The sequence below is a fragment of the Paraburkholderia edwinii genome (assembly GCF_019428685.1).
Classification (GTDB): Bacteria; Pseudomonadota; Gammaproteobacteria; order Burkholderiales; family Burkholderiaceae; genus Paraburkholderia; species Paraburkholderia edwinii.
On the sequence record NZ_CP080095.1, the window covers coordinates 4,204,812 to 4,224,376 of the forward strand.

A 19,565-nucleotide genomic window follows, 5' to 3' on the forward strand; every position below is an offset into this window, starting at 1 on the left:
GAAGTTTAAACGTATCGAGTCGGCGACGGGACGCACGCGACCCTGAACATCAACACATGCGCAGCAAATTCAAACTTCGCGATTCGCGCCACATCCTGCACAAAAGCTCGCGGTTTGTGTTCGAAGTGGCTTTCCGCAGGTGGCGCAGAGTGGCCCATATACGGCAGCTCCGACCTGCCAGCGAAAGCCGATCGCTCCGCTAAACTCGCCGTCCCAGATCCACCCAGGTAGCCTCTTGAGGCGATGATTGTCAACGAGCCAGCCTGCTATGCGAATCGTCTGCTCTTGGCCCGATCGTTACCGAGCCAGAGATTCTTGATTTTCGTGGTCAGCGCGGGTCACGTCGCGAGCGGACGCCTGTTTTCAAGGGAGGGACGCCGTCCCTACATCATGTAATCGAGCGGGATCGAGATGCCCGCTGATTCGCGCAAGACCTGAAACGATATCGCTCACGCTGCTACCGACCGGAAAGCACGCCGCGACGCCGGCGGCCTGCAATATACGCGTGCTCTCGCCATCGAGGTTTCCGCCGACCACGACGGGCATTGCGGCGCCGCGTATGCGCAATTGCTCGAGCAACTCGAGCACCAATGCGCCGTGCGCGCCGGAGAGCGACGACACGCCGATCACGTCCGCCTGGGCCGCGATCGCCTGCGAGCAGACGTCGGCCGCCGGCGCGAACAGCGGGCTCGCGACGACATCGAAGCCCGCGTCGGTCAGCGCGGCGGCGACCACGCGTGCGCCACGGTCATGGCCGTCCTGGCCGAGCTTGGTCATCAACACGCGCGGCCGCCGGCCGAACGCCGCGCCCACGCGCGCGACCGCATCGCATGCGGCGCGCCATGCGGGGTCGTCCGATAGCGCATCGTGATAGGCACCGGCGCCGACCTGCAGCGCCACCGTATGCCGCGGCCATACGGCTTCGAGCGCGCGCGTGCATTCGCCGACCGTCGCTCGCGCGCGCATGCATTCGATGGTCAACGCGAGCAGATTGCCGGCGCCGTCGCGCGCCGCCTGTTCGAGCGCACGAAGCGCGGCGCCGACGCGCCCGGCGTCCCGTTTCGCTTTCACGCCGGCTATCCGGCGCGCCTGGTGCCGTGCGACTTGCGCCGCACCGAGACCCGGCCCGCGCGCAGCGCCACTCTCGTCCGGCACATCGTCTTCCTGACGGTAGCCGTTCACGCCGACGATCGCGCGCTCGCCGCTTTCGATCTGCGCCTGCACCTCGAGCGCACATCGGTCGAGGCGCTCGCGCACCCATCCCGAGCGGATTGCGCCGACTATGCCGCCCTGGCCGTCGATCTCGCCGAGCAACGCGTGCACGCGCGCGGCGATATCGGCGGTCAGCGATTCCATCATGTACGAGCCGGCCCACGGATCGATCACATCGCAAATGCCGGTTTCGTGCTGCAGCACCAGTTGCGTGTCGCGCGCGACCCGCGCGGACGCCGCGCAGGGCAGGGCCAACGCTTCATCGTAGGCATTTGTGTGCAGCGACTGGGTTCCGCCGAACACCGCGGCGAGCGCTTCGACGGTGGTGCGCACGACATTGTTCAGCGGCTTTTGCGCGGTCAGCGACCAGCCCGACGTCTGGCAGTGCATGCGCAGCGCACGCGCGCGGGCGGAACGCGCGCCGCATTGTGCGGCAAGCGTCGACCAGACGAGCCGCGCCGCGCGCAGTTTGGCGATCTCCGCATAGAAATCGGTGCCGACGCCGAAGAAAAAGCTGATGTGCTCGCATACGTCGTCCGCGCCCATGCCGCGCTCGACGAGCGTGAGCACATACGCGCGCGCATCGGCCATCGTCAGCGCGAGTTCGAGCACCGGGTCGGCGCCCGCTTCCTGAAAGTGATAGCCCGACACCGATAACGCATGAAAGCGCGGCGCATGGCTCGCCAGATACTCGACGACGTCCGCCGCGATGCGCAACGACGGTTCGGGCGCGAAGATGCACGTATTGCGTGTGATGAACTCCTTGAGAATGTCGTTCTGGATCGTGCCGGTCAACTGCGCCGCCGCCACGCCGCGCTCTTCCGCAACGACGATGAATGCGGCCAGCACGGGCAGCACCGCGCCGTTCATCGTCATCGAGACCGAGGTGCGTTCGAGCGCGATATCGGCGAAGAGCCGCGCCATGTCCTCGACGGTGTCGATCGCGACGCCGGTCACGCCGACATCCGCTGCCACCTGGGGATCGTCGGAGTCGTAGCCGCGCTGCGTCGGCAGATCGAACGCGACCGACAGGCCCTGCGCTCCCTCGGCTAGCGCAGTGCGAAACGCGAGGTTGGTGTCGGCCGCTTGCGCATAGCCCGCGTACTGGCGGATCGTCCAGCGCCGGCCGGTGTACATCGACGTATAGGGCCCGCGCACGAACGGCGCTTCGCCGGGCAGACTGTCCAGATGGGCGAGACCTTCGGTGTCCGCGCGCGTGTAAAGCGGCTTGAGCGAAACGGTGTGGCGACGCCTGCGCTCGAACGGTCGCTTCATCGCCGCCTCCAGTGTTTTTCGGTCATGACGTCGGCGATCTTGCGGCCATCGCTCGTGCGGCGCACTTCGCTCCAGTGCGCGATGCCGCGCTCGCCGGTGCGCTCGCCGATCACATGCACGGTCAGCGCGTCGCCGAGGTCGACGTTGCCGTAGTAATACAGCGCGCGGCTTGCGACGACCGGCGGCTCAGGGAAGCGATGGCGCTGCCACTCGGCACGATCGACGAAAGACTGGAAGTTCGCGAAATACAGAAAATCCGCACCGTTGAAGTCGCTGTTCGGACACGGCAGGAACTCGGCGGGCGCGCAACCGGTGGCCGGTAACGCTTTGACGAGCGCCGCGTCGCCCGCGCGCATGCGCTTGCCGAGTTCGATCATCGGCACGGCTTCGTCGGGCACCGGGCTTACGTCGCCCGCCAGCGCCGATAGCGCCGCACGCGCCACAGAGCGGTTGCCGCGCGCGCCGCCGCGCGTGACGAACGTCGACGACATCGATACCTGTGCAAGCGGCGCGCCGCCGCGTTGCACACGATGCGTGCTCACATGCCGCACCGCGCCGGTCCGATGCAAGGTGCTGCCGATCTCGAACTCGTCGTTCTCGCATAACGAATCGAAGCCGAACGCCTGCAACCGGATCGCGGTAAAGGCCGCGTACGAGCGGTGTCCGCCGTCGTCGCCGAAGTCGTGCGTCGCGCGGCCCGCATGCACCGCGAGCGCTTCCCAATGCCGATGCCCGCACTCCTTGAGCAGCCAGTTTTCCGACAGGCCTGTGTACGTCAACTGCGGCATGCCGGCCCGATAGCGGTCGGGCGGCATCATGCGGCGAGGCTCGCGGACGTCGTCTGCGAAGCCGTCGCGGACGCGCGAATCGCATCGACCACGTGCTCGGCGTCGCAGGCAATGCCCGAGAAGCGTCCGGAGCCCCACGTATGCAGCCATGGCAAGCCGATGAAGTACAGCCCCGCTTGCGGCGTGATCCCGCGCGTATGCGCCGGGTAGCCGCGCCCGTTGAACACCGGCGCGTCGAGCCAGCTGAAGTCCGGTGTAAAGCCGATGCACCAGATCACCGATGTGATGCCGCTCGTTGCAAGATCGAGCGACGTGCGCTCGTGCCGCGGCCGCCACGCGGGCTGATACGGTTCGCCCGGCGGCGCGTCGATGCGTTGCCTGTCGATGAACGCGTCGATGCTCGCGTTGATCCGGTTGTACGTGTCGTCGGCGCTGTCGAGGTTCGCGGTCAGATTCGGCGCGAATTGCAGACAACCGTCGCGCAGATCGTCGAGCCGGCCATACAGCTCCATGCCTTCCTGCGCGAAACGCCGCAGGTCGATATCGCGGCCGCCGTCGCGGCCGGTCACGTAGTGATTGGTGTTGTCGCGCACGCCTTCGCGCAGCGGATGCTGTTCGACCGGCATATCGTAATAGCGCATGTCGGCGAGCCAGTCGACCACGTCGCGGCCGCGATAGAAGCGCGCGCAGCGCGGCGCCTCGCCGACCGCGAGATAGACCTTGCGGCCCGCGAGGTGCAAATCCTCCGCGATCTGCGCGCCGGACTGGCCCGAGCCGACCACCAGCACCGCGCCGTCGCGCAGGCTTTGCGGGTTGCGGTAAGCCGACGATTGCCATTGCGCGATGTCCGCCGGCAGCCGCTCGGCCATACGCGGCACGATCGGCGTGTGGTAACCGCCCGACGCCACCACCACGTGATCGGCAGTCCAATCGCCGTTCGACGTCGCAACCGCGAAACGTCCGTCGGCCTGCCGCTTGACCCGTTTCACTTCGGTCTGCTCGAGCACCGGTGCATCGAGCTTCGCGATGAAACCGTCGAGATACGCGACGATCTCGTCCTTCTTCATGAAGCCGTGCGGATCGTCGCCGCGATACGGATGACCGGGCAGCGCGCACTGCCAGTTCGGCGTGACGAGACAGAACGTGTCCCAGCGCTGCGTGCGCCACGAGTGCGCGAGCGTCGCTTTTTCGATCACCAGATGATCGATGCCCGCCGCCTTCAGGTAGTAGCTGATCGATAGTCCAGCCTGTCCGCCGCCGACCACGATCACCGTGCGATGCGGCACGTCGCCTTGGGATGGCGTCGCCAACGATATGTTCGACATGATGCTTGCCCCATTCACGAGAGTTCGATCACTTTCACTTCGGCAGCCGGGTCGGCGGCGAAGCGGTCCGCATGCTGTTCGATCTGCGCGAGCTGGTCGAGCGCGGCCGAACAGGCGAAGCCGTACTTTTCGCGCACGCGCTCGGAGCCGATATGCAGCGCCTCGCGGGCGCGCGACACAAAATCGGCAAGCGGATAGCGCTGGCCGGGGACGAAGAAGTCGGCGACCACCGTCGACGGCGAGTAACAGTTGACCTCTTCGCCATTGGGCCACTGGACCCGGAAATGCATGACTGGCATCAGGTTCTCCTCTAGATTGGAATTCAGACCGGGGCCGGCTGCATGCAATCGCGATACAGCGCGAGATGGCGCAGCGCGCTCGCCCGCCAGCTGAAGCGTTGCAGCAGGGCGGACACCGCATCGGTGAAATCGATGTCGCGACGATCGTCGAATGCCTGCTGCAGGGCCGCGGCGATGCTGTGCGCGTCGTGCGGCTGCGCCCAGTAGCAGACGCGTTCGTTCAGATACTCGGTGAACGGCGCGATCTGCGATACGACGACGGGCACGCCCGATGACAGGGCTTCAAGCACGACGAGGCCGAAGCCTTCGCGCAGCGATACCATCGCGACCGCATCGGCGCGTCGCATCAGTGCCGGAATCGCATCGTCGTCGAGCGCGCCGGTGACGACGACCGCTTCGCCGAGGCCGATCGGCAGACCCAGTTCGGCCGCGCGCGCGGCGAAGCGGCGCGTGTACGCGTCGTGGTCGAGCAGACTCGCGCCGCCGGCAATGACGAGCTGCGCATCGCGCCGCGTCTTTCTCAGCAGCGCAAACGCTTCGAGCAATTGCAGCGTGTTCTTGCGTTCCTCGATCCCGCCGACCGCCAGCACGACCGGGTCGCCGCGCACGCCGAGTTCCGCGGGCAGCATCACATCGTCCAGTTCGCGCGCCGCGCGAAAACGCTGCACGTCGACGCCGTTGCTTACCGTGACTGCTTCGACGCCGAAGCGCGTTTTCATCATCTGCGTCCACACTTCGCTCACGCAGAACACGGCGTCCGCATCGGCATACGCGCGGCGCTGCCATTGCGCAAGGCGTGGGTCGCGAAAAGCGTCGAGATGATGAACGGTGCGCACGAAGCCGCGAATTGCGCCTTCGGCGCGCAGTTCGGCGAGCGCGTTGCCGCTGATGCTGTCCTGTGCGTGTAGCACGTCGAAGCCGGCCGGCTCCTGCGCGCGCAGCGTGACTTTCAAGGCGCTTTTCAGCGCGTCGATACGCGTTTGCACCATCGATGCCGTATCGACCGCGCGCGATGCGACGTTCGCCAGCACTAGCCGGCAAGGTGACGGACGAAACATCGGCGCACCGTTCTCGGTCGGCGCGAAAATCGTCACGTCGTGCCCTTCGTCGACCAGCGCGCGGCCGAGTTCGAGCGTATGCACGACTCCACCGCGCGGGTTCACCGAATGCGTGAACAGGGCAATACGCAAAGGCGTGTCGTTCATGCCGGCTCCTTGTGCGGCGCGTCGGCCGCTGGTGCGTTTGCGGCCTGGTTCGAAGGCGCGCCGATAAACGGACTGTTCGCGAAATTCCACAGCAGCGCCGCGTGATCGTTCTGCGTGACGACCACTTCGTGCGAGGCGTCGACGGTGCCGATTGCCGCGCAGGCAAGACCGCGCTCGCGAAACCGCGCGAGCACCGTCTCGACCTGCGGCTTGCGCACCGACAGCACGAAGCCGAAGCTCGGAAACGCGCTGAGCCAGCGCTCGAAATCGACGCCGTCAGGGCACGGGATCGCATCGAGATCGATCCGCGCGCCGACGCCCGAGCATTCGAGCAGCATCAGCGAGGTGCCCAGCGCGCCGGCCATGCTGATGTCTTTGGCGGCGTCGCACAGGCCGCTTTCGGCGAGCATCGGCAGCAGTTCGAGGTCGGCCCGCAAGCGCTCGGCCGGCGCGCCGACCGACGCGTTCCAGAACGGATACGGATCTTCGAAGCGGCCGCGCAGGTCGACCGCCATCACGAGGCGATCGCCCGCGCGCGCATTGAAGCTCGACAGCAGCCGGCACGCGCGCCCGATGATCGATACCGCGAGCTGCGGTTGCGCGCTACGCGTATTGCTGTGGCCGCCGACCACCGGCACGCCGTACGCGGACGAGGCGGCGGCGATGCCCGCGAGCATGTCGCGCGCTCGCGCGGAGCCGTCGCTCCAGAGCGCATCGACGACGGCGAGCGGCCGTCCGCCCATCGCGTAGATATCGCTGACGTTGACCATCACGCTGCTATAGCCGGCGAACCACGGCATCGCTTCGACGAAATCGCTGACGAGCCCTTCGATGGCAAACAGCAGATAACCGTCGCGATCCGTGATGGCCGCGCAATCGTCGCCGACCGCCACCGCCTGGCCGAGCGCGGCGACGCCGCCCGGCAAGCGCTCGGACAGTGACGCGACCACCTCGGCGATATCGGTCTTGTGGCGAAAGCCGCGGCTCTCGCGCAGTCGTTGCACCAGCGCGTCGAGGCTCATGAACGCCCCCGCGCTCCGGACGTGACGAACCCGCTTTCGGGGGTGTGGCACGGCGGATACCAGGCGAGGTCCGCCTGCATCCGATGATGACGCCGGCCGAATAGCGTCTCTTCGGCGACCGTTTGCCAATGCAGGCGCCGGAACAATGGCACGTTCTGACCTTGCACATGCGCAAGAAACGTGTCGCAGCCGAGTGCATGTGCGCTGCAAACGGCGAGCCGGATCAGCGTCGAACCGAGCCGTCCGTGCGAACGGAACGCCGCATGGACCGCGAGGCGCGAGCCGAGCCACTCGCGCGGCGCGGTCTCGTGAATCCGCACGGTGCCGACTACCTGCTCGGGCATGCCGGCGACGCAGCTCAGCGCGACGAGCAGCTTTGCGTGACCGTCGATTTCATCGCGATCGTCGCCGACGAAAATGCCCTGCTCGATGCAGAACACGGCGCGCCGCAGCGCATACGCGCCGTCGCTTTCCCACGGCAGCGTCGCCCACTTGATGCGATATTCGGCCGGCGTGAATTCGAGCGGCGGCGCGGCGTCGGCCAGATCGAAAGTGTCGCAATACATGGCTCAGGCCTCGTACGATGCAAGCGACGAACACGCGCCGCATTTGCCGCAACCGGCCTTGATATCGGTGGAACGCATCCGCGCGGCGCCCAGCATCGCACCGAGCGGCGCGAGGATCGACTTCATGAATTCCGGAGTCGGTGCGGGGTGATCTTCGAGCGGCGTGCCGCTGATCGGCACGAACGGCACGACGAACGGATAGACGCCGAGTGCGATCAGTTCGCGCGACATCGACAAAATTGCGTCCGCGCTGTCGCCGAGGCCCGCGAGAATATACGTGCTGACCTGGCCGCGGCCGAACACCGCGACGGCGGCGCGGAACGCTTCCATGTAGCGCGACACCGGCACGCTCGCCTTGCCGGGCATGATGCGTTCGCGAACCGCCGGCGTAACTGCTTCGAGATGCATGCCGAGCGTGTCGATGCCGCTTGCCTTCATCCGCTCGAACCAGCGGTCGTCGTCGGGCGGCTCGCATTGCGCCTGGATCGGCAGGTCGACCGCCGCCTTGATCGCAAAGGCGCTTTCGCAGAGAATCTGCGCGCCGCGATCGGGCGTCGGCGGTGTCCCGGTGGTCAGCACCATATGTTTGACGCCATCGAGCAGCACCGCGGCGCGTGCGACTTCGGCAAGCTGCTCCGGTGTCTTGCGCGCAATCGTGCGGCCTGCCGCAAGCGACTGGCCGATCGCGCAGAACTTGCAGCTTTTCTTGCGACTTTCGTAGCGAATACAGGTTTGCAGTACCGTCGTTGCGAGCACGTCGGCGCCGTGCAGCGTCGCGATGTGCGAGTAGGGCACGCCGTCGAGCGTTTGCAGCCGCGTGAAACGCGGCGCTTGCGCAAAGCTGACGGTCGCGATCGGAATCGTGCCGCGCATCAGCGTGCTCGCACCGGACGCGTCCGGCGCGCCGGCGACAAACGGCGAATCCCACGCGGAACTCGTATGGACCGGCACCATGATCGTCACGCCGTCGACGATCACCGCCTTGTGATCGGACGGACCCGCGCCGCCGCGACGGCTCGCGGCGCCCGCGTGTGGGTCGATGAGCCGCAGGCCGGTTGATTGCAGTTCGGTGCGCAGGTCCATCATGCGCTGCTCACCGGCGTGCGCATCAACCGGCGACAGGTTCGTGCTGGCGTTCATGCCGGCCTCCTGATGTGGGATCGGTAGTCGCGGTTAGCGGCTCGGCGGATGCGGCGGGTTGCATCGGATCCGATGCGGGTTCAAATGCCGGTTCACGCGCGGGCTCAAATGCGGCGGCGGCAGCCATCGGCATCGAGGTCACCGCCGGGCGGTCGTTGATGGCGAGGCTCAGCAATTCGGGCCGCGCGTAGTGGCCGACCGAATCCATCATCCGTTTGCGCTTGGTGATCAGCGCCATATCGAGGTCCGCGATCACCATGCCTTCGCCCTCGCGCAGCGGCTCCGCTAGATGCTGGCCTTCGGGCGACACGATCGCCGTATGGCAGCCGCCGCGCAGCGCTTTTTGCAGCTTCGGATCGGCCGTCACCGATTCGATCTGCGCGTCGCTTAGCCATCCCGTCGAATTGACGACGAAGCAGCCAGATTCGAGCGCATGGTGGCGGATCGTCACATCGATCTGCTCGGCGAAAATCGGCCCGACAAGCGAACCGGGGAACTGGCTGCAGTGGATTTCCTCGTGCTGGGTCATCAGCGCATAGCGCGCGAGCGGGTTGTAGTGCTCCCAGCACGCTAGCGCCCCGACGCGCGCATAGTCGGTCTGCACCACCTTCAGGCCGGCCGCGTCGCCCTGGCCCCAGATCATCCGCTCGTGAAACGTCGGCGTGAGCTTGCGGCGCTTGAGCGCGAGGCGGCCGTCCGTGTCGAACACGAGCTGCGTGTTGTACAGACTGCCGTAATCGCGCTCGTTCACGCCGAGCACGACGACCATGCGGTGGCGCCGCGCGCGTTCCGCGACTGCCTGCGTGACAGGGCCCGGCACCGCCACCGCGAGCTCGTACAGGCGCATGTGATCGGCGCCCGACGCAACCGGTGGACGCACGAACGAAAAGTACGGGTAGTACGGCACGAACGTCTCGGGAAAGACGGCGAGCTGCACGCCTTTCGCCGCGGCTTCGTCGAGCGCGTCGCACACCTTGTCGAGCGTGCCGCCGGGCCGCTCCAACTCGGGCGCGATCTGCACCGCCGCCGCACGAATGATTCGCTGGTCGGACATGAAGGTACCCGGCTTGGTTAGACGGTCCACGTATGGATGATCAGTGCGTCTTCCTTGCGATGCAGCAGCTGGAGATCGAGCACGTCGAGCGGGTTGATCGGGCGGATGCCTTCGATCAGCGACGCTTCGCCGTGGCCGTACAGCGCCTGCAAGGCGAAACGGCACGCATAGACCTTGCCGCCTTCTTCCATGAACTTCATCAGTTGCTTGTTGAAGTTCAGATGGCCGGGAAACGCTTCGTCGCCGAGTGTCGGAAAGCCGCGCTGCAGACCGAGCGTGACGCCCGGGCCGTAGAGCAGCACCGATGTATCGAAGCCCTTGCGCTGCAGACGCGTGGCTTGCAGCAGGTTGACGAAACCGATCGAGCCTTCGAATGCGACCGTATGAAACGTGACGAGCGCCTTTTCACCGGGTTCGGCTTTGACGTCGGGAAAAACCTTCTCTTCATAGTCGACCAGATAATCGCCTTTCTGATGCAACGGTTGCGTGACGGCAGGCATGGCGCGCTCTCCAGTAAATCGCGTGAGGAATCGAATGAATGAATCGGTCCGCATGAATGTGCGGGCCGGCGCGCTTCATTACGCAACGGCTATGCCAATTTCCGGCGCGGTTCATGCAATCAATTGCCGATCAATCAGCGCCGAAACGTTCGAACGACCCGAAAATTTCTTCGCGACGCTTGCTGGATGGGGCTGTGCGGCTGATTGCACCGATTGCGCGCGCACCGTCTCAGCGCAGCGGCGAGTCGCGCTGTGCGTGCCCGTGGTGCGCGACATCCCGCGGACGTGCACTGATGCGATCAATGCAATCAGGACGCGCGGTGGTTCAAAGAAAATTGTTTTCCGGTGAGGACGTCGTGTTACTTTTTAGCGACCGTTGCGCGACCCGTTAAGGAATGCATATCGTGGACAGTCTCACGCATCACTGGCTGAAGCGGCTGACTGAAAGCCGTAAGCCCGCCTATCTCGTGATTCCGGATCTGATCGAGGAAGACCTCGCGAGCGGGCGTTTGCGCCCGCGCGACCGTCTGCCAGGGCTGCGCGATCTGGCGTGCGCGCTGCAGCTGAACTACACGACGATCGCGCGCGCCTATGCGGAGGCGCGCAAGCGGGGGCTGCTCGATGCACGCGCGGGCAGCGGCACGTTCGTGCGAGGCCGCACGCAGACCTTGCCGCTTGCGGGCGGCAGCAGCGTCGAGATGTCGATGAACATGCCGCCTGAGCCGCCTGAACTGGTTGCGCGCCTGCGCGATTCGGCATCCCGGCTTTTTGCGCAGGCCGATCCGTACCGGCTGCTGCGCTATCAGGATTTTGGCGGCACGCCGGATGACCGCGCTGCGGGGCGCACGTGGCTCAAGGACAGGCTGCCCGATTGCACGGAAGACACGGTGCTCGTCTGCCCGGGCATTCATAGCGCGCTGGTGGCGCTCGTGTCGCAACTCGCGCGGCCCGGCGAAACGATCTGCCTCGATACGCTCGCCTATCCGGGCATCAAGGCGATTGCGTCGCAACTGGGCGTGCGCCTGCAACCGCTGCCGCGCGACGACGAAGGACCGTTGCCGCACGCGTTCGAAGCGCTCTGCAAGAGTGAAAAGCCCGGTGCGTTCTATTGCAATCCGACCTTGCAGAATCCGAGCACGTTGACGCTGTCAACGCAGCGGCGCGAAGCGCTCGCGGACGTCGCATTGCGCTACAGCGTGCCGATCGTCGAAGACGATGCATACGGCTGGCTGCCGGCACGCAAGCCGATCGCACTGGCAACGCTTGCACCGGATCTGACCTACTACGTGACCGGATTCTCGAAGACGTTCGGAGCGGGGCTACGTGTCGCCTATCTCCGTGCGCCGAATGCGCGGCAGGCACAGCGCGTGTCGGGTGCATTACGCGCAACCACCGTGATGCCCAGTCCCTTCACGGTGATGCTCGCGACGCAGTGGGTCAACGACGGCACCGCGCACGAAATGCTATCGGCGATCCGCGGCGAAGCGAATGCGCGTCAAGACATCGCGGCGGAAGAGCTCGACGAGTGGCGCTATGATGCGCAGAGCGACGGCTTTCATCTGTGGCTCGGCATTCCTTCGTACTGCAACTGGAGCGCGCCGGAGCTTGCGCTGCAACTGCGCAACCAGGGCGTGGGCACGGTGGCGGGCGCGGCGTTTTCGACCGACGGCAATCCGCCCAATGCGATTCGCGTGTGTCTCGGCGGCCCTCAAGATCGCGACGACTGCCGCGAGGCGCTGAAACGCGTCGCCGAAACGCTCAGCAATCCGCATCATCTGCGTATTCCGATGATGTGATCTGACTGAAAATCCTCAACCACACCCGGACCCTGCTGCCGACGCAATACAAAACTCGTACTGGCGTTTTCAACGTCGGTCGAAAAAAGCACGTCATTGACTGCCGTTGGCCGTGCCCCACGTCGCTCCGCTCGTAACCACATAACTACAGCGGCTGGTTACAACTTAGCAGCGCTTCGTTGTATCGCCACGCACTTGATTTCGGCTAGTAAGCCGGGATGTGCAAGCTCCGATACCCCGATCGCAGTCCAAGCACACTTTCCACGCGGAAAAACGCGGTTCTTCACCTCGCGGAAGACCGACATGTGTACGCTCATTTGTACGTGGTAAGTCGTCATCTCGACAACGTCCTCAAACGTACAGCCTGCCGCATCTCTAAAGCGGCCATCCGTCGCATCCGACCGAATGTCTTCGATTGGCCGATCAGTGACGATAGACTTCAAATAGCCATGAGGAACTCTGGCTGCAATATTTGACCAAGCCGCGCTTTCTGCCAGCACGGAATCCGGCCTGCTCAAAGAAACGGTGCGCATGAATGCAATGCGTCGAGCTAAGGAGGATCATCTTCGAGCAATCCGATTCTTTGCAAAACCTTTCAGCCTCCGGCCGCAACGCATGCCCGATGCCATTTCCCCTCCATCCCTTCTGAACGGTGAGATTTTCCACGACTGCGAAGGGCTGTCGAGCATACATCGCGTCCGCACAAAGACAGACCAGCACGTCCCACGAACCTGATTGCCAATCTCGCAAGCCAGGAGCCGAAAGCGTGCGACCGGCTCAAGGGTATGGATCTGGGACGGTGTGACACACCCGTTGTCGTCAAATTGCTTTCGATGCTTCAAGCACTTCAGCGTCGCACAGTCGAACTGGAATACGTAGCGTGATCGACGTGTTTTGCTCCTCATGAGCCCAAGGTCACTCATCGGGAGTGGCAGGGGCGCGCATATCTTGTTGGTGAAACGGGTGATGCGCAAACAGCAGAGTTACATCAATGGCAAATATCGACAGCGCCCAGGCTTCGTCAGATCCGCACGAGCTATTCGGCATCGGCAAAGACGATGCCAGGATGTTCAGGTTGATCTTCGGCTCCAACGCGTCGCAGATCCTTCGCCGGTTGCGTACATTGGCTATCGCCAGGCTTCAGCGAGTCACTGACTACCATGGGGTAACTTTAGCGAAGCGATCAGGACGGGCGCGCAGCACCGCTGTGACAAGCCTAACCGGGGACGCGCTCCATGTCTAAACTGAAACGCCGCCATTTCGTCTTTGGGGCGGCGGTTGCCGCCGGTGCACTGATCATCGGTTGGGCTGCGTTACCGGCTCGGCAACGGCTTATGCCGGACAGTCCACTCCCTACCGCGGCCGGGCAATATGCCCTGAATGGTTGGGTCAAGATTTCGGACGACGGCACGATCACGGTCGTGATGGCGCAGGTTGAAATGGGCCAGGGCGCGCAAACCGGACTCGCCATGCTGCTCGCCGACGAGATGGATGCTGACTGGGCGCGCGTGAAGCTCGAGCCGTCCACATACGACCGCATCTACAACAACCAGGCCGCCATCGTCGATGAACTGCCTTTCAGACCCGATGATCACAGCATCGTCAAACGCGTGTCCGGTCACCTCGCACGGCGGATCTTGCGCGAAATCCCCGGTCTGCAGGGCACTGGCGGCTCATCAAGCATCGCGGACCAGTGGCTGCCGATGCGCGAAGCTGGCGCGGCCGCACGCGCGATGCTGGTGGCCGCTGCCGCATCCCGCTGGCAGGTGCCAGCAGACAGCTGTACGGTCGCGCTTGGCGTAGTACGGCATCCGTCCGGCAGGGATGCGTCGTTTGGCGAACTTGCGGCCTCTGCAGCGCATATGCCGGTGCCCCACAACGTCAAGCTGAAAAACGTCACCGATTTCCGTCTGATCGGTCAGCCGGTGCGGCGACTCGACAATGCGGCCAAGCTGGACGGCTCGGCGCGATTCGGCATCGACTCTGTGCCGCCAGGCCTCCTCTATGCAAGCATCCTCATGTGCCCAACGCTCGGCGGACGTGTGGCGCGCTTCGACGGGAGCGCGGCAAAGGCGCTGCGCGGCGTCAGGCATATCGTCGCGCTCGAACCGGTACCCGGTGGTCTCGGTAGCACCGGAGCCACGTCCGGGGGCGTTGCTGTTATTGCAGATACGCCCTTTCACGCAATACAGGCGCTCGACCACATCTCAGTCGAATGGGATCATGGCGCGGCGTACACGCAGTCCAGCCGTGCGATCGACGTCGCGCTGACTCACGCGCTCAACAACGGCGATGGCAAAACCCATTTCGAAGCCGGCGACGTGAAGAACGCGCTGGCATCGGCTACGCAAACCATTAGCGCCGAATATCTCGTGCCGCTGCTCGCGCATGCCGCGATGGAGCCGATGAACTGCACGGTCCAGTTCAAGGATGGCCGCGCGACGGTGTGGGCCGGAACGCAGACACAGGGATTCGCGCGTAGGGCCGCCGCTAAGGCTCTCGGAATCGACACCGACCGTGTCGACCTTCGCGTGCCGTTCATCGGCGGCGGATTCGGCCGCCGCCACATCTCCGATGTGATCGTACAGGCCGCCTGGCTCGCGCGTCTGACTGACGGCGCGCCGGTCCAGTTGCTCTGGACGCGTGAGCAAGACATGACGCACGACTACTATCGGCCCGCGTATCTGTCGCGTTGCACGGCGGGCTTCGATTCCACAAGGCGGCTTATCGTATGGCACGTCACATCGGCGGGATCGAGCATGGGGGCGCCGTCATTTCTCGATGCGTCGACCGAAGGTGCGTTTGACACTGCTTACGCATTTCCGAACGCGCGCGTTGCGCACCAGACCGTCGAGCCGGGAATCCCGCTGGGAATCTGGCGTTCCGTCAACCACTCGCAAAACGGCTTCTTCACCGAGAGCTTCATCGACGAATGTGCTGCCGCCGCACAGCGCGACCCGATTGCATTCCGAGCCGATCTGTTGCGTGACGACGAGCGACATCTGCATGTGCTGCGACGAGTCGCCGAACTTTCGCAATGGAACGCTCCGCTTGCAGCAGCGTCCGATGGCACGCCGCGCGCGCGTGGCGTTGCAATACACCGTAGCTTCGGCACGATCGTCGCGCAGGTGGCTGAGGTATCGGTCACATCGAATCAGCAGATTCGCGTGCATCGTATCGTGTGCGTGGTCGACTGCGGGATGCCGGTGAACCCCAATCTGATACGCCAGCAAATGGAGGGGGCAATTGTGTTCGGACTCTCGGCTGCGCTACATGGCGAGATCACTGTCGAAAACGGCACAGTACAACAGCGCAATTTCGATGGTTACGCGCCGGTGCGCATGGACGAGTGCCCGCAAATCGACGTCGACATCGTGCCCAGCACACTTGCGCCGGGTGGCGTCGGCGAACCGGGCACGCCACCTGTCGCTCCCGCTGTGGCCAACGCATTATTCGCCCTGACCGGTCAGCGGCTCCGTAGTCTGCCGCTGCGGCTGGCCTGATACCCCACGAAATCACTGCCCATGACGATCATACTGAACATCAACGGTGCCGACGTACCGGTCGATGCCGAGGCGGATACGCCGCTACTTTGGGTCTTGCGCGGCGAATTGAAACTCACCGGCACGAAATTTGGCTGTGGCCGGGGACTGTGCGGCGCATGCACCGTCCATCTGGACGATAAGGCCGTACGCTCCTGCGTCCTGCCGCTTTCCAAAATTGGCAGCGGTCAGCGCATCACAACCATCGAAGGATTGCATGGCGTCGAAGCGGACGCGCTGCGTGCGGCATGGACCGAGGTCGATGTCGTTCAATGCGGCTATTGCCAGAGCGGACAACTCATGTCCGCATGGGCGTTGCTTAGGTTCAACCGTCATCCAGCGGCGGCCGATGTGAATGCCGCTATGCGCGGCAATATTTGTCGATGCGGCACCTACCCGCGCATTCGCCGCGCCATCGACATCGCCGCTTCCAGGCTGCAAAAACGGGAACCCGATCTATAGTACGGTCCGGTTCCCGCCCTGTGCAAATGAAGCCGTGCTCATCTCGCTCCAGTTCAATGGGCAACCAGTTGTTCTTTGCCTTTGCTCCAATCATCAGGAATAGCGCGTCGGCGGTTCGAGTGCGGGCCTGACCAGTAACCTTCACGCATTCACTTTCGTGCGCGCGCAAGCAGATGATCGATCGAGATCGCGCCTGGGCCATAAGCCGCGATACCCAGCGCCATGGCCGCCCACGTGATGTGAATCGGCCAGCCGTCCGGCACCGTCAGTTCGATCACGCACGTCATCAGCAACAGGCCCACGGCTGCGAAGCGCGTGCCTAAACCCAGCACCAGCAGCACCGGAAACCCCACCTCGCCGCACGCAGAAAGGAACGCCACGACGGCCGGCTCGGGAAACGAAAAGGGGCCACCAGGAAGATGCAGTTTGAACTCGTCCGTGAACAGATCGATCGCCGTGTCGTTCAGCTGCAAAAACCCGTGCCATTTCAGAATGCCCGACCTCCAGAACGGCACGGCCAGCGCCAGCCGCAACACCAGTTGCGTCAGCCATGGCCGGGCCAGTTGTGAAATGCAACGGCTGGCACAGTTGATCCCGGTGGCAAGGGTACCGGCTAGCGCTGGCGGCGCGTCTTGTCTGCCCGACATCGTCATCATTCTCCAGGTGAAATGGCGCTGAACACGCCTGATGCAATCATCCCCGCCAGATTGGCAGGGATGTCGAAAGATGGCGCGTCGTCAAATGCCGCCGCTGCAGCGACGCCCAACGGCTCGCCGTCGATGAGACTGTTCAGAAACACCGCTGCCCCTTCGGGCAAGCGGGACACCAGCACGTCCTGTGCGGACCTGGTCACGAGCGCGTCTTCGCTGTCGCTCGAACACAGTGGCTCGACCGGGCCGTCCTGCCGGTTCATCGCGAAGATCGCGACCGCCGGATACGCGGAGCGCACAATCCGCGCAGCCGGATGCGGTGTGAAACACAGGCCGCCCAGCCGCTCGGGATCGATTTTCGCGAACATCTGCGCCGCCAACACGGGCCGGTCGGCGGCGTGATACGCGTCCAGCCACGCGCGCTCGATGCGCGCCACGTCCGCGAGCCACGGCATCTGCTGCGCGTATTCGTAGGCTTCGATAAAGCCGGGAAAGCCGCGGCCGTATTCGAACAGCAGTGGCGAAACCGGCGGCGTGGCGCGCACGTAGGAACGCGCCATCGCGCGGAAGAACTCGCTGCCGGTGATGCGCTGAACTGCAGGATAGATTGCGGCAACGGCGTCGATCAGACTGACCGTCACGTTGTTGCGGTAGACGTCGTAACGCTTGACTACGCCTTTTCCGGCATCGGCGATGAGCTGTGCGGGCGGCACCACTGACGGGTCCGTCAAGCCGCTCGCGAATGCCGTGGCGAAATCGTTGGCTTCCGTGGAGCGCGGTTGCGCGCGGTCTTCACGCTTCATCGTCCATGTCCGCGGTGGCGGGAAGGCGATGTCTTTCCATCCGCTGCATGGCAGCCCGTGCCTCGCTGCGTAGTACAGACCATGCGGGCAGGCTGCTGTCCCATTCGATTAACGTCGCGGTAGGCCCGATGCGGGCGATTACCTCTTCGTATAGCGTCCATACCGGATCGGCGACGGCGCAATCGTGACTGTCGATCAACAACGGTTCGTCTTCGTCGTCGCGCTGCCTGCTATGGCCCGCGAGATGTATCTCGCCGACACTGGCGAGCGGCAACTGCTCGAGATAAGCCCGCGCCGAATAGCCGTGATTGGTGGCAGACACAAATACATTGTTGATATCCAGCAGAAGCCCGCAGCCCGTGCGGCGTACGATCTCCGCGATAAAGTCGGCCTCGCTCATCGTCGACGAATCGAATGCGACGTATGTGGACGGATTTTCCAGCAGCAGTGGTCGCCGGATCGCCTCCTGCACTTCGTCGATGTGCTCGCACACGCGGGCCAGCGTCTGGGCAGAATACGGCAGGGGCAGCAGATCGTTATAGAAGGTTCCGGCGTGCGTCGACCATGCAAGATGCTCGGAAACCAGCATGGGCTCATAGCGCGCAACCAGTTCGCGAAAGCGCGCAAGGTGTACGCCGTTCAGCGGCTCGTTAGCGCCGATCGACATGCATACGCCATGAATCGAAATCGGATACGCGTCGCGGATTGCCGCGATCGCGCGATGCGGTGGGCCACCTGCGCCCATATAGTTTTCTGCGTGAACTTCGAAAAACAGGCCATCTTCGACACCGTCGGCCAGAATCGCCGCGCGGTGCTCATGCTTGAAACTGGTGCCAGCAAGCAAAGTGTGTTGCGGCATCATGCGACAGGGATCATTAGCTGCAGCCACCGTCACGATACGGTACGGTTCAGATCGCTCAAGACAGCCCCCGTCTTTCCGCCGCGGATTACGACTTGATCGGCGTCAGCGAACCATGGCCACCGCCCGGCACCGAAATTTTGGTGCATGTGCCGCCTTGCACGAACTTCCACGAATTGGGCTGAAAGTCCGTCGTCGACGTACCCTGGCAGGTCGTGCCCGGGCCAGCGGCGCAATCGTTCTGGCCTTTGAGCGCGACGCCGAAGCACTTTTCCTTGTGAGCAGCGACAGCCGCCTTGGCTTCCGCGTCGGTCAACGGCGCAGCGTGCGCAGCGGACGCAAGCAGGCTAGCCAATGCGCTTGCAAGGAGGGCGGAACTAACAGCAGTCTTCTTTGCAGACATCAAAACTTCCCCTTAACGTAAAGGTCCAACATTGAGATGGATGCTAGTCGTATTGCCGGGAGCAACTATGTGAATCCACCGCGCACGATGCTCAAAAAGCGACTCACCAAGACCGACGAGGGAAGACTCATTTCGCAGCGCCTTCAATCACCTTCGCCGGGTGGAACGACGTATCAATGGCTCCCCAACAAGCCAGACAGCGCCGGCTGTGTACTATAAATCACGCACCCACGTGTCGCCTTACCTCTTCGTCTCGTTTACTTGATCTATCGTACGATCGCCGGCACGGACGATAACCAACGCGCGCTCTCGCATGGGGATGTCCTTCTGCACCCCATATGGCGACTGAGCGGCGCGATGGAGGCACTGCAAGAAGTTAGATTCGATCGCACCGGGAAAAATGAAGCGGCAACGCGCAGCGCGACTGGACGTCGATCAGTCGGCGACTGAGTCGACACGCGAATGTGCTCTGGTGGGAATGTATTCTGCACTCGACTGCGCGCCTGCGACCGGAGGCCTTCATGTGAGCGACATCGGAAGACTTATGGCTCGCGTTAAACAAAGGAATAGCAGGCAACGTCTCAACGTTATACGAAGGGTAGTGACGCAGGGCTATCGCGGTCTCCATAAGCGTGACACATCGTCACTTCAGCAGTGCCTGTAA

21 protein-coding genes are annotated in these 19,565 nt (G+C 63.9%); 4 read left to right on the top strand and 17 right to left on the bottom strand.

Annotated elements, in window-relative coordinates; translation table 11 throughout:
* Nucleotides 1-363 precede the first annotated feature (363 nt).
* From scpA to KZJ38_RS18630, 10 genes are read right to left on the bottom strand one after another with little or no spacing between them, the layout of a single operon-like run.
* A complete protein-coding gene (scpA, locus tag KZJ38_RS18585) occupies nucleotides 364-2,487 on the bottom strand; it encodes a methylmalonyl-CoA mutase (RefSeq protein WP_219797639.1) in 2,124 nt (707 codons plus the stop codon).
* A complete protein-coding gene (locus tag KZJ38_RS18590) occupies nucleotides 2,484-3,305 on the bottom strand; it encodes a Pnap_2097 family protein (RefSeq protein ID WP_425518258.1) in 822 nt (273 codons plus the stop codon). Before KZJ38_RS18590 ends, scpA begins: the two co-directional genes overlap by 4 nt.
* A complete protein-coding gene (locus KZJ38_RS18595; protein ID WP_219797640.1) occupies nucleotides 3,302-4,600 on the bottom strand; it encodes an MSMEG_0569 family flavin-dependent oxidoreductase in 1,299 nt (432 codons plus the stop codon). Before KZJ38_RS18595 ends, KZJ38_RS18590 begins: the two co-directional genes overlap by 4 nt.
* A gap of 14 nt (nucleotides 4,601-4,614) precedes the next feature.
* Nucleotides 4,615-4,899, bottom strand: a complete 285-nt coding sequence (locus KZJ38_RS18600; protein WP_219797641.1) for an MSMEG_0570 family nitrogen starvation response protein — start codon at nucleotides 4,897-4,899, stop codon at nucleotides 4,615-4,617.
* 23 nt (nucleotides 4,900-4,922) lie between these two features.
* Complete coding sequence (locus KZJ38_RS18605; RefSeq protein WP_219797642.1) at nucleotides 4,923-6,104, bottom strand: MSMEG_0565 family glycosyltransferase; 1,182 nt, start codon at nucleotides 6,102-6,104, stop codon at nucleotides 4,923-4,925.
* Nucleotides 6,101-7,126: a sll0787 family AIR synthase-like protein gene (locus KZJ38_RS18610; RefSeq protein WP_219797643.1), complete on the bottom strand. Its 1,026-nt coding sequence runs from the start codon at nucleotides 7,124-7,126 to the stop codon at nucleotides 6,101-6,103. The genes KZJ38_RS18605 and KZJ38_RS18610 overlap by 4 nt, the downstream gene beginning before the upstream one ends.
* On the bottom strand, nucleotides 7,123-7,692 hold the full coding sequence (locus tag KZJ38_RS18615) for an MSMEG_0567/Sll0786 family nitrogen starvation N-acetyltransferase (protein ID WP_219797644.1): 570 nt from the start codon (nucleotides 7,690-7,692) through the stop codon (nucleotides 7,123-7,125). Before KZJ38_RS18615 ends, KZJ38_RS18610 begins: the two co-directional genes overlap by 4 nt.
* A gap of 3 nt (nucleotides 7,693-7,695) precedes the next feature.
* Nucleotides 7,696-8,832, bottom strand: coding sequence for an MSMEG_0568 family radical SAM protein (locus tag KZJ38_RS18620; RefSeq protein ID WP_219797645.1), 1,137 nt, complete (start codon nucleotides 8,830-8,832; stop codon nucleotides 7,696-7,698).
* Complete coding sequence (locus KZJ38_RS18625; protein WP_219797646.1) at nucleotides 8,801-9,886, bottom strand: Nit6803 family nitrilase; 1,086 nt, start codon at nucleotides 9,884-9,886, stop codon at nucleotides 8,801-8,803. Before KZJ38_RS18625 ends, KZJ38_RS18620 begins: the two co-directional genes overlap by 32 nt.
* 17 nt (nucleotides 9,887-9,903) lie before the next feature.
* The gene (locus KZJ38_RS18630) at nucleotides 9,904-10,386 is read right to left on the bottom strand and encodes an MSMEG_0572/Sll0783 family nitrogen starvation response protein (RefSeq protein ID WP_219797647.1); all 483 of its coding nucleotides are present in this window, start codon (nucleotides 10,384-10,386) and stop codon (nucleotides 9,904-9,906) included.
* A 34-nt stretch (nucleotides 10,387-10,420) separates the two neighbouring features.
* Here KZJ38_RS18630 and KZJ38_RS18635 point away from each other — a divergent pair, with 34 nt between their 5' ends.
* Together KZJ38_RS18635 and KZJ38_RS18640 are read left to right on the top strand one after the other, a co-directional pair.
* Nucleotides 10,421-10,735: a hypothetical protein gene (locus KZJ38_RS18635; RefSeq protein WP_219797648.1), complete on the top strand. Its 315-nt coding sequence runs from the start codon at nucleotides 10,421-10,423 to the stop codon at nucleotides 10,733-10,735.
* 55 nt (nucleotides 10,736-10,790) lie between these two features.
* Complete coding sequence (locus KZJ38_RS18640; protein ID WP_219797649.1) at nucleotides 10,791-12,182, top strand: aminotransferase-like domain-containing protein; 1,392 nt, start codon at nucleotides 10,791-10,793, stop codon at nucleotides 12,180-12,182.
* A gap of 158 nt (nucleotides 12,183-12,340) precedes the next feature.
* Here KZJ38_RS18640 and KZJ38_RS36935 read toward each other — a convergent pair whose 3' ends face one another.
* The 3 genes from KZJ38_RS36935 to KZJ38_RS18655 all read right to left on the bottom strand — a co-directional run bounded on the left by KZJ38_RS36935 (nucleotide 12,341) and on the right by KZJ38_RS18655 (nucleotide 13,274).
* The gene (locus KZJ38_RS36935; protein ID WP_219797650.1) at nucleotides 12,341-12,715 is read right to left on the bottom strand and encodes a Rid family hydrolase; all 375 of its coding nucleotides are present in this window, start codon (nucleotides 12,713-12,715) and stop codon (nucleotides 12,341-12,343) included.
* The gene (locus KZJ38_RS37175; RefSeq protein WP_425518369.1) at nucleotides 12,606-12,875 is read right to left on the bottom strand and encodes a GNAT family N-acetyltransferase; all 270 of its coding nucleotides are present in this window, start codon (nucleotides 12,873-12,875) and stop codon (nucleotides 12,606-12,608) included. The genes KZJ38_RS36935 and KZJ38_RS37175 overlap by 110 nt, the downstream gene beginning before the upstream one ends.
* Before the next feature lie 222 nt (nucleotides 12,876-13,097).
* Nucleotides 13,098-13,274: a hypothetical protein gene (locus tag KZJ38_RS18655; protein ID WP_219797652.1), complete on the bottom strand. Its 177-nt coding sequence runs from the start codon at nucleotides 13,272-13,274 to the stop codon at nucleotides 13,098-13,100.
* Nucleotides 13,275-13,417: 143 nt separating this feature from the next.
* Here KZJ38_RS18655 and KZJ38_RS18660 point away from each other — a divergent pair, with 143 nt between their 5' ends.
* Both KZJ38_RS18660 and KZJ38_RS18665 read left to right on the top strand, forming a co-directional pair.
* Nucleotides 13,418-15,685, top strand: a complete 2,268-nt coding sequence (locus KZJ38_RS18660; RefSeq protein WP_219797653.1) for a xanthine dehydrogenase family protein molybdopterin-binding subunit — start codon at nucleotides 13,418-13,420, stop codon at nucleotides 15,683-15,685.
* 21 nt (nucleotides 15,686-15,706) lie between these two features.
* Nucleotides 15,707-16,186: a (2Fe-2S)-binding protein gene (locus tag KZJ38_RS18665; protein ID WP_219797654.1), complete on the top strand. Its 480-nt coding sequence runs from the start codon at nucleotides 15,707-15,709 to the stop codon at nucleotides 16,184-16,186.
* Nucleotides 16,187-16,335: 149 nt separating this feature from the next.
* Here the strand turns inward: KZJ38_RS18665 and KZJ38_RS18670 are convergent, their stop codons facing one another.
* From KZJ38_RS18670 to KZJ38_RS18685, 4 genes are all read right to left on the bottom strand, one after another.
* The gene (locus KZJ38_RS18670) at nucleotides 16,336-16,833 is read right to left on the bottom strand and encodes a DoxX family protein (protein ID WP_219800465.1); all 498 of its coding nucleotides are present in this window, start codon (nucleotides 16,831-16,833) and stop codon (nucleotides 16,336-16,338) included.
* Between the two features lie 5 nt (nucleotides 16,834-16,838).
* Nucleotides 16,839-17,639: an HvfC/BufC N-terminal domain-containing protein gene (locus KZJ38_RS18675; RefSeq protein WP_219797655.1), complete on the bottom strand. Its 801-nt coding sequence runs from the start codon at nucleotides 17,637-17,639 to the stop codon at nucleotides 16,839-16,841.
* Entirely contained in the window at nucleotides 17,629-18,498 is an 870-nt protein-coding gene (gene bufB / locus KZJ38_RS18680; RefSeq protein ID WP_219800467.1) for an MNIO family bufferin maturase, read from the bottom strand. The genes KZJ38_RS18675 and bufB overlap by 11 nt, the downstream gene beginning before the upstream one ends.
* An 88-nt stretch (nucleotides 18,499-18,586) precedes the next feature.
* A complete protein-coding gene (locus KZJ38_RS18685) occupies nucleotides 18,587-18,901 on the bottom strand; it encodes a BufA1 family periplasmic bufferin-type metallophore (protein ID WP_219797656.1) in 315 nt (104 codons plus the stop codon).
* Between the last annotated feature and the right edge of the window lie 664 nt (nucleotides 18,902-19,565).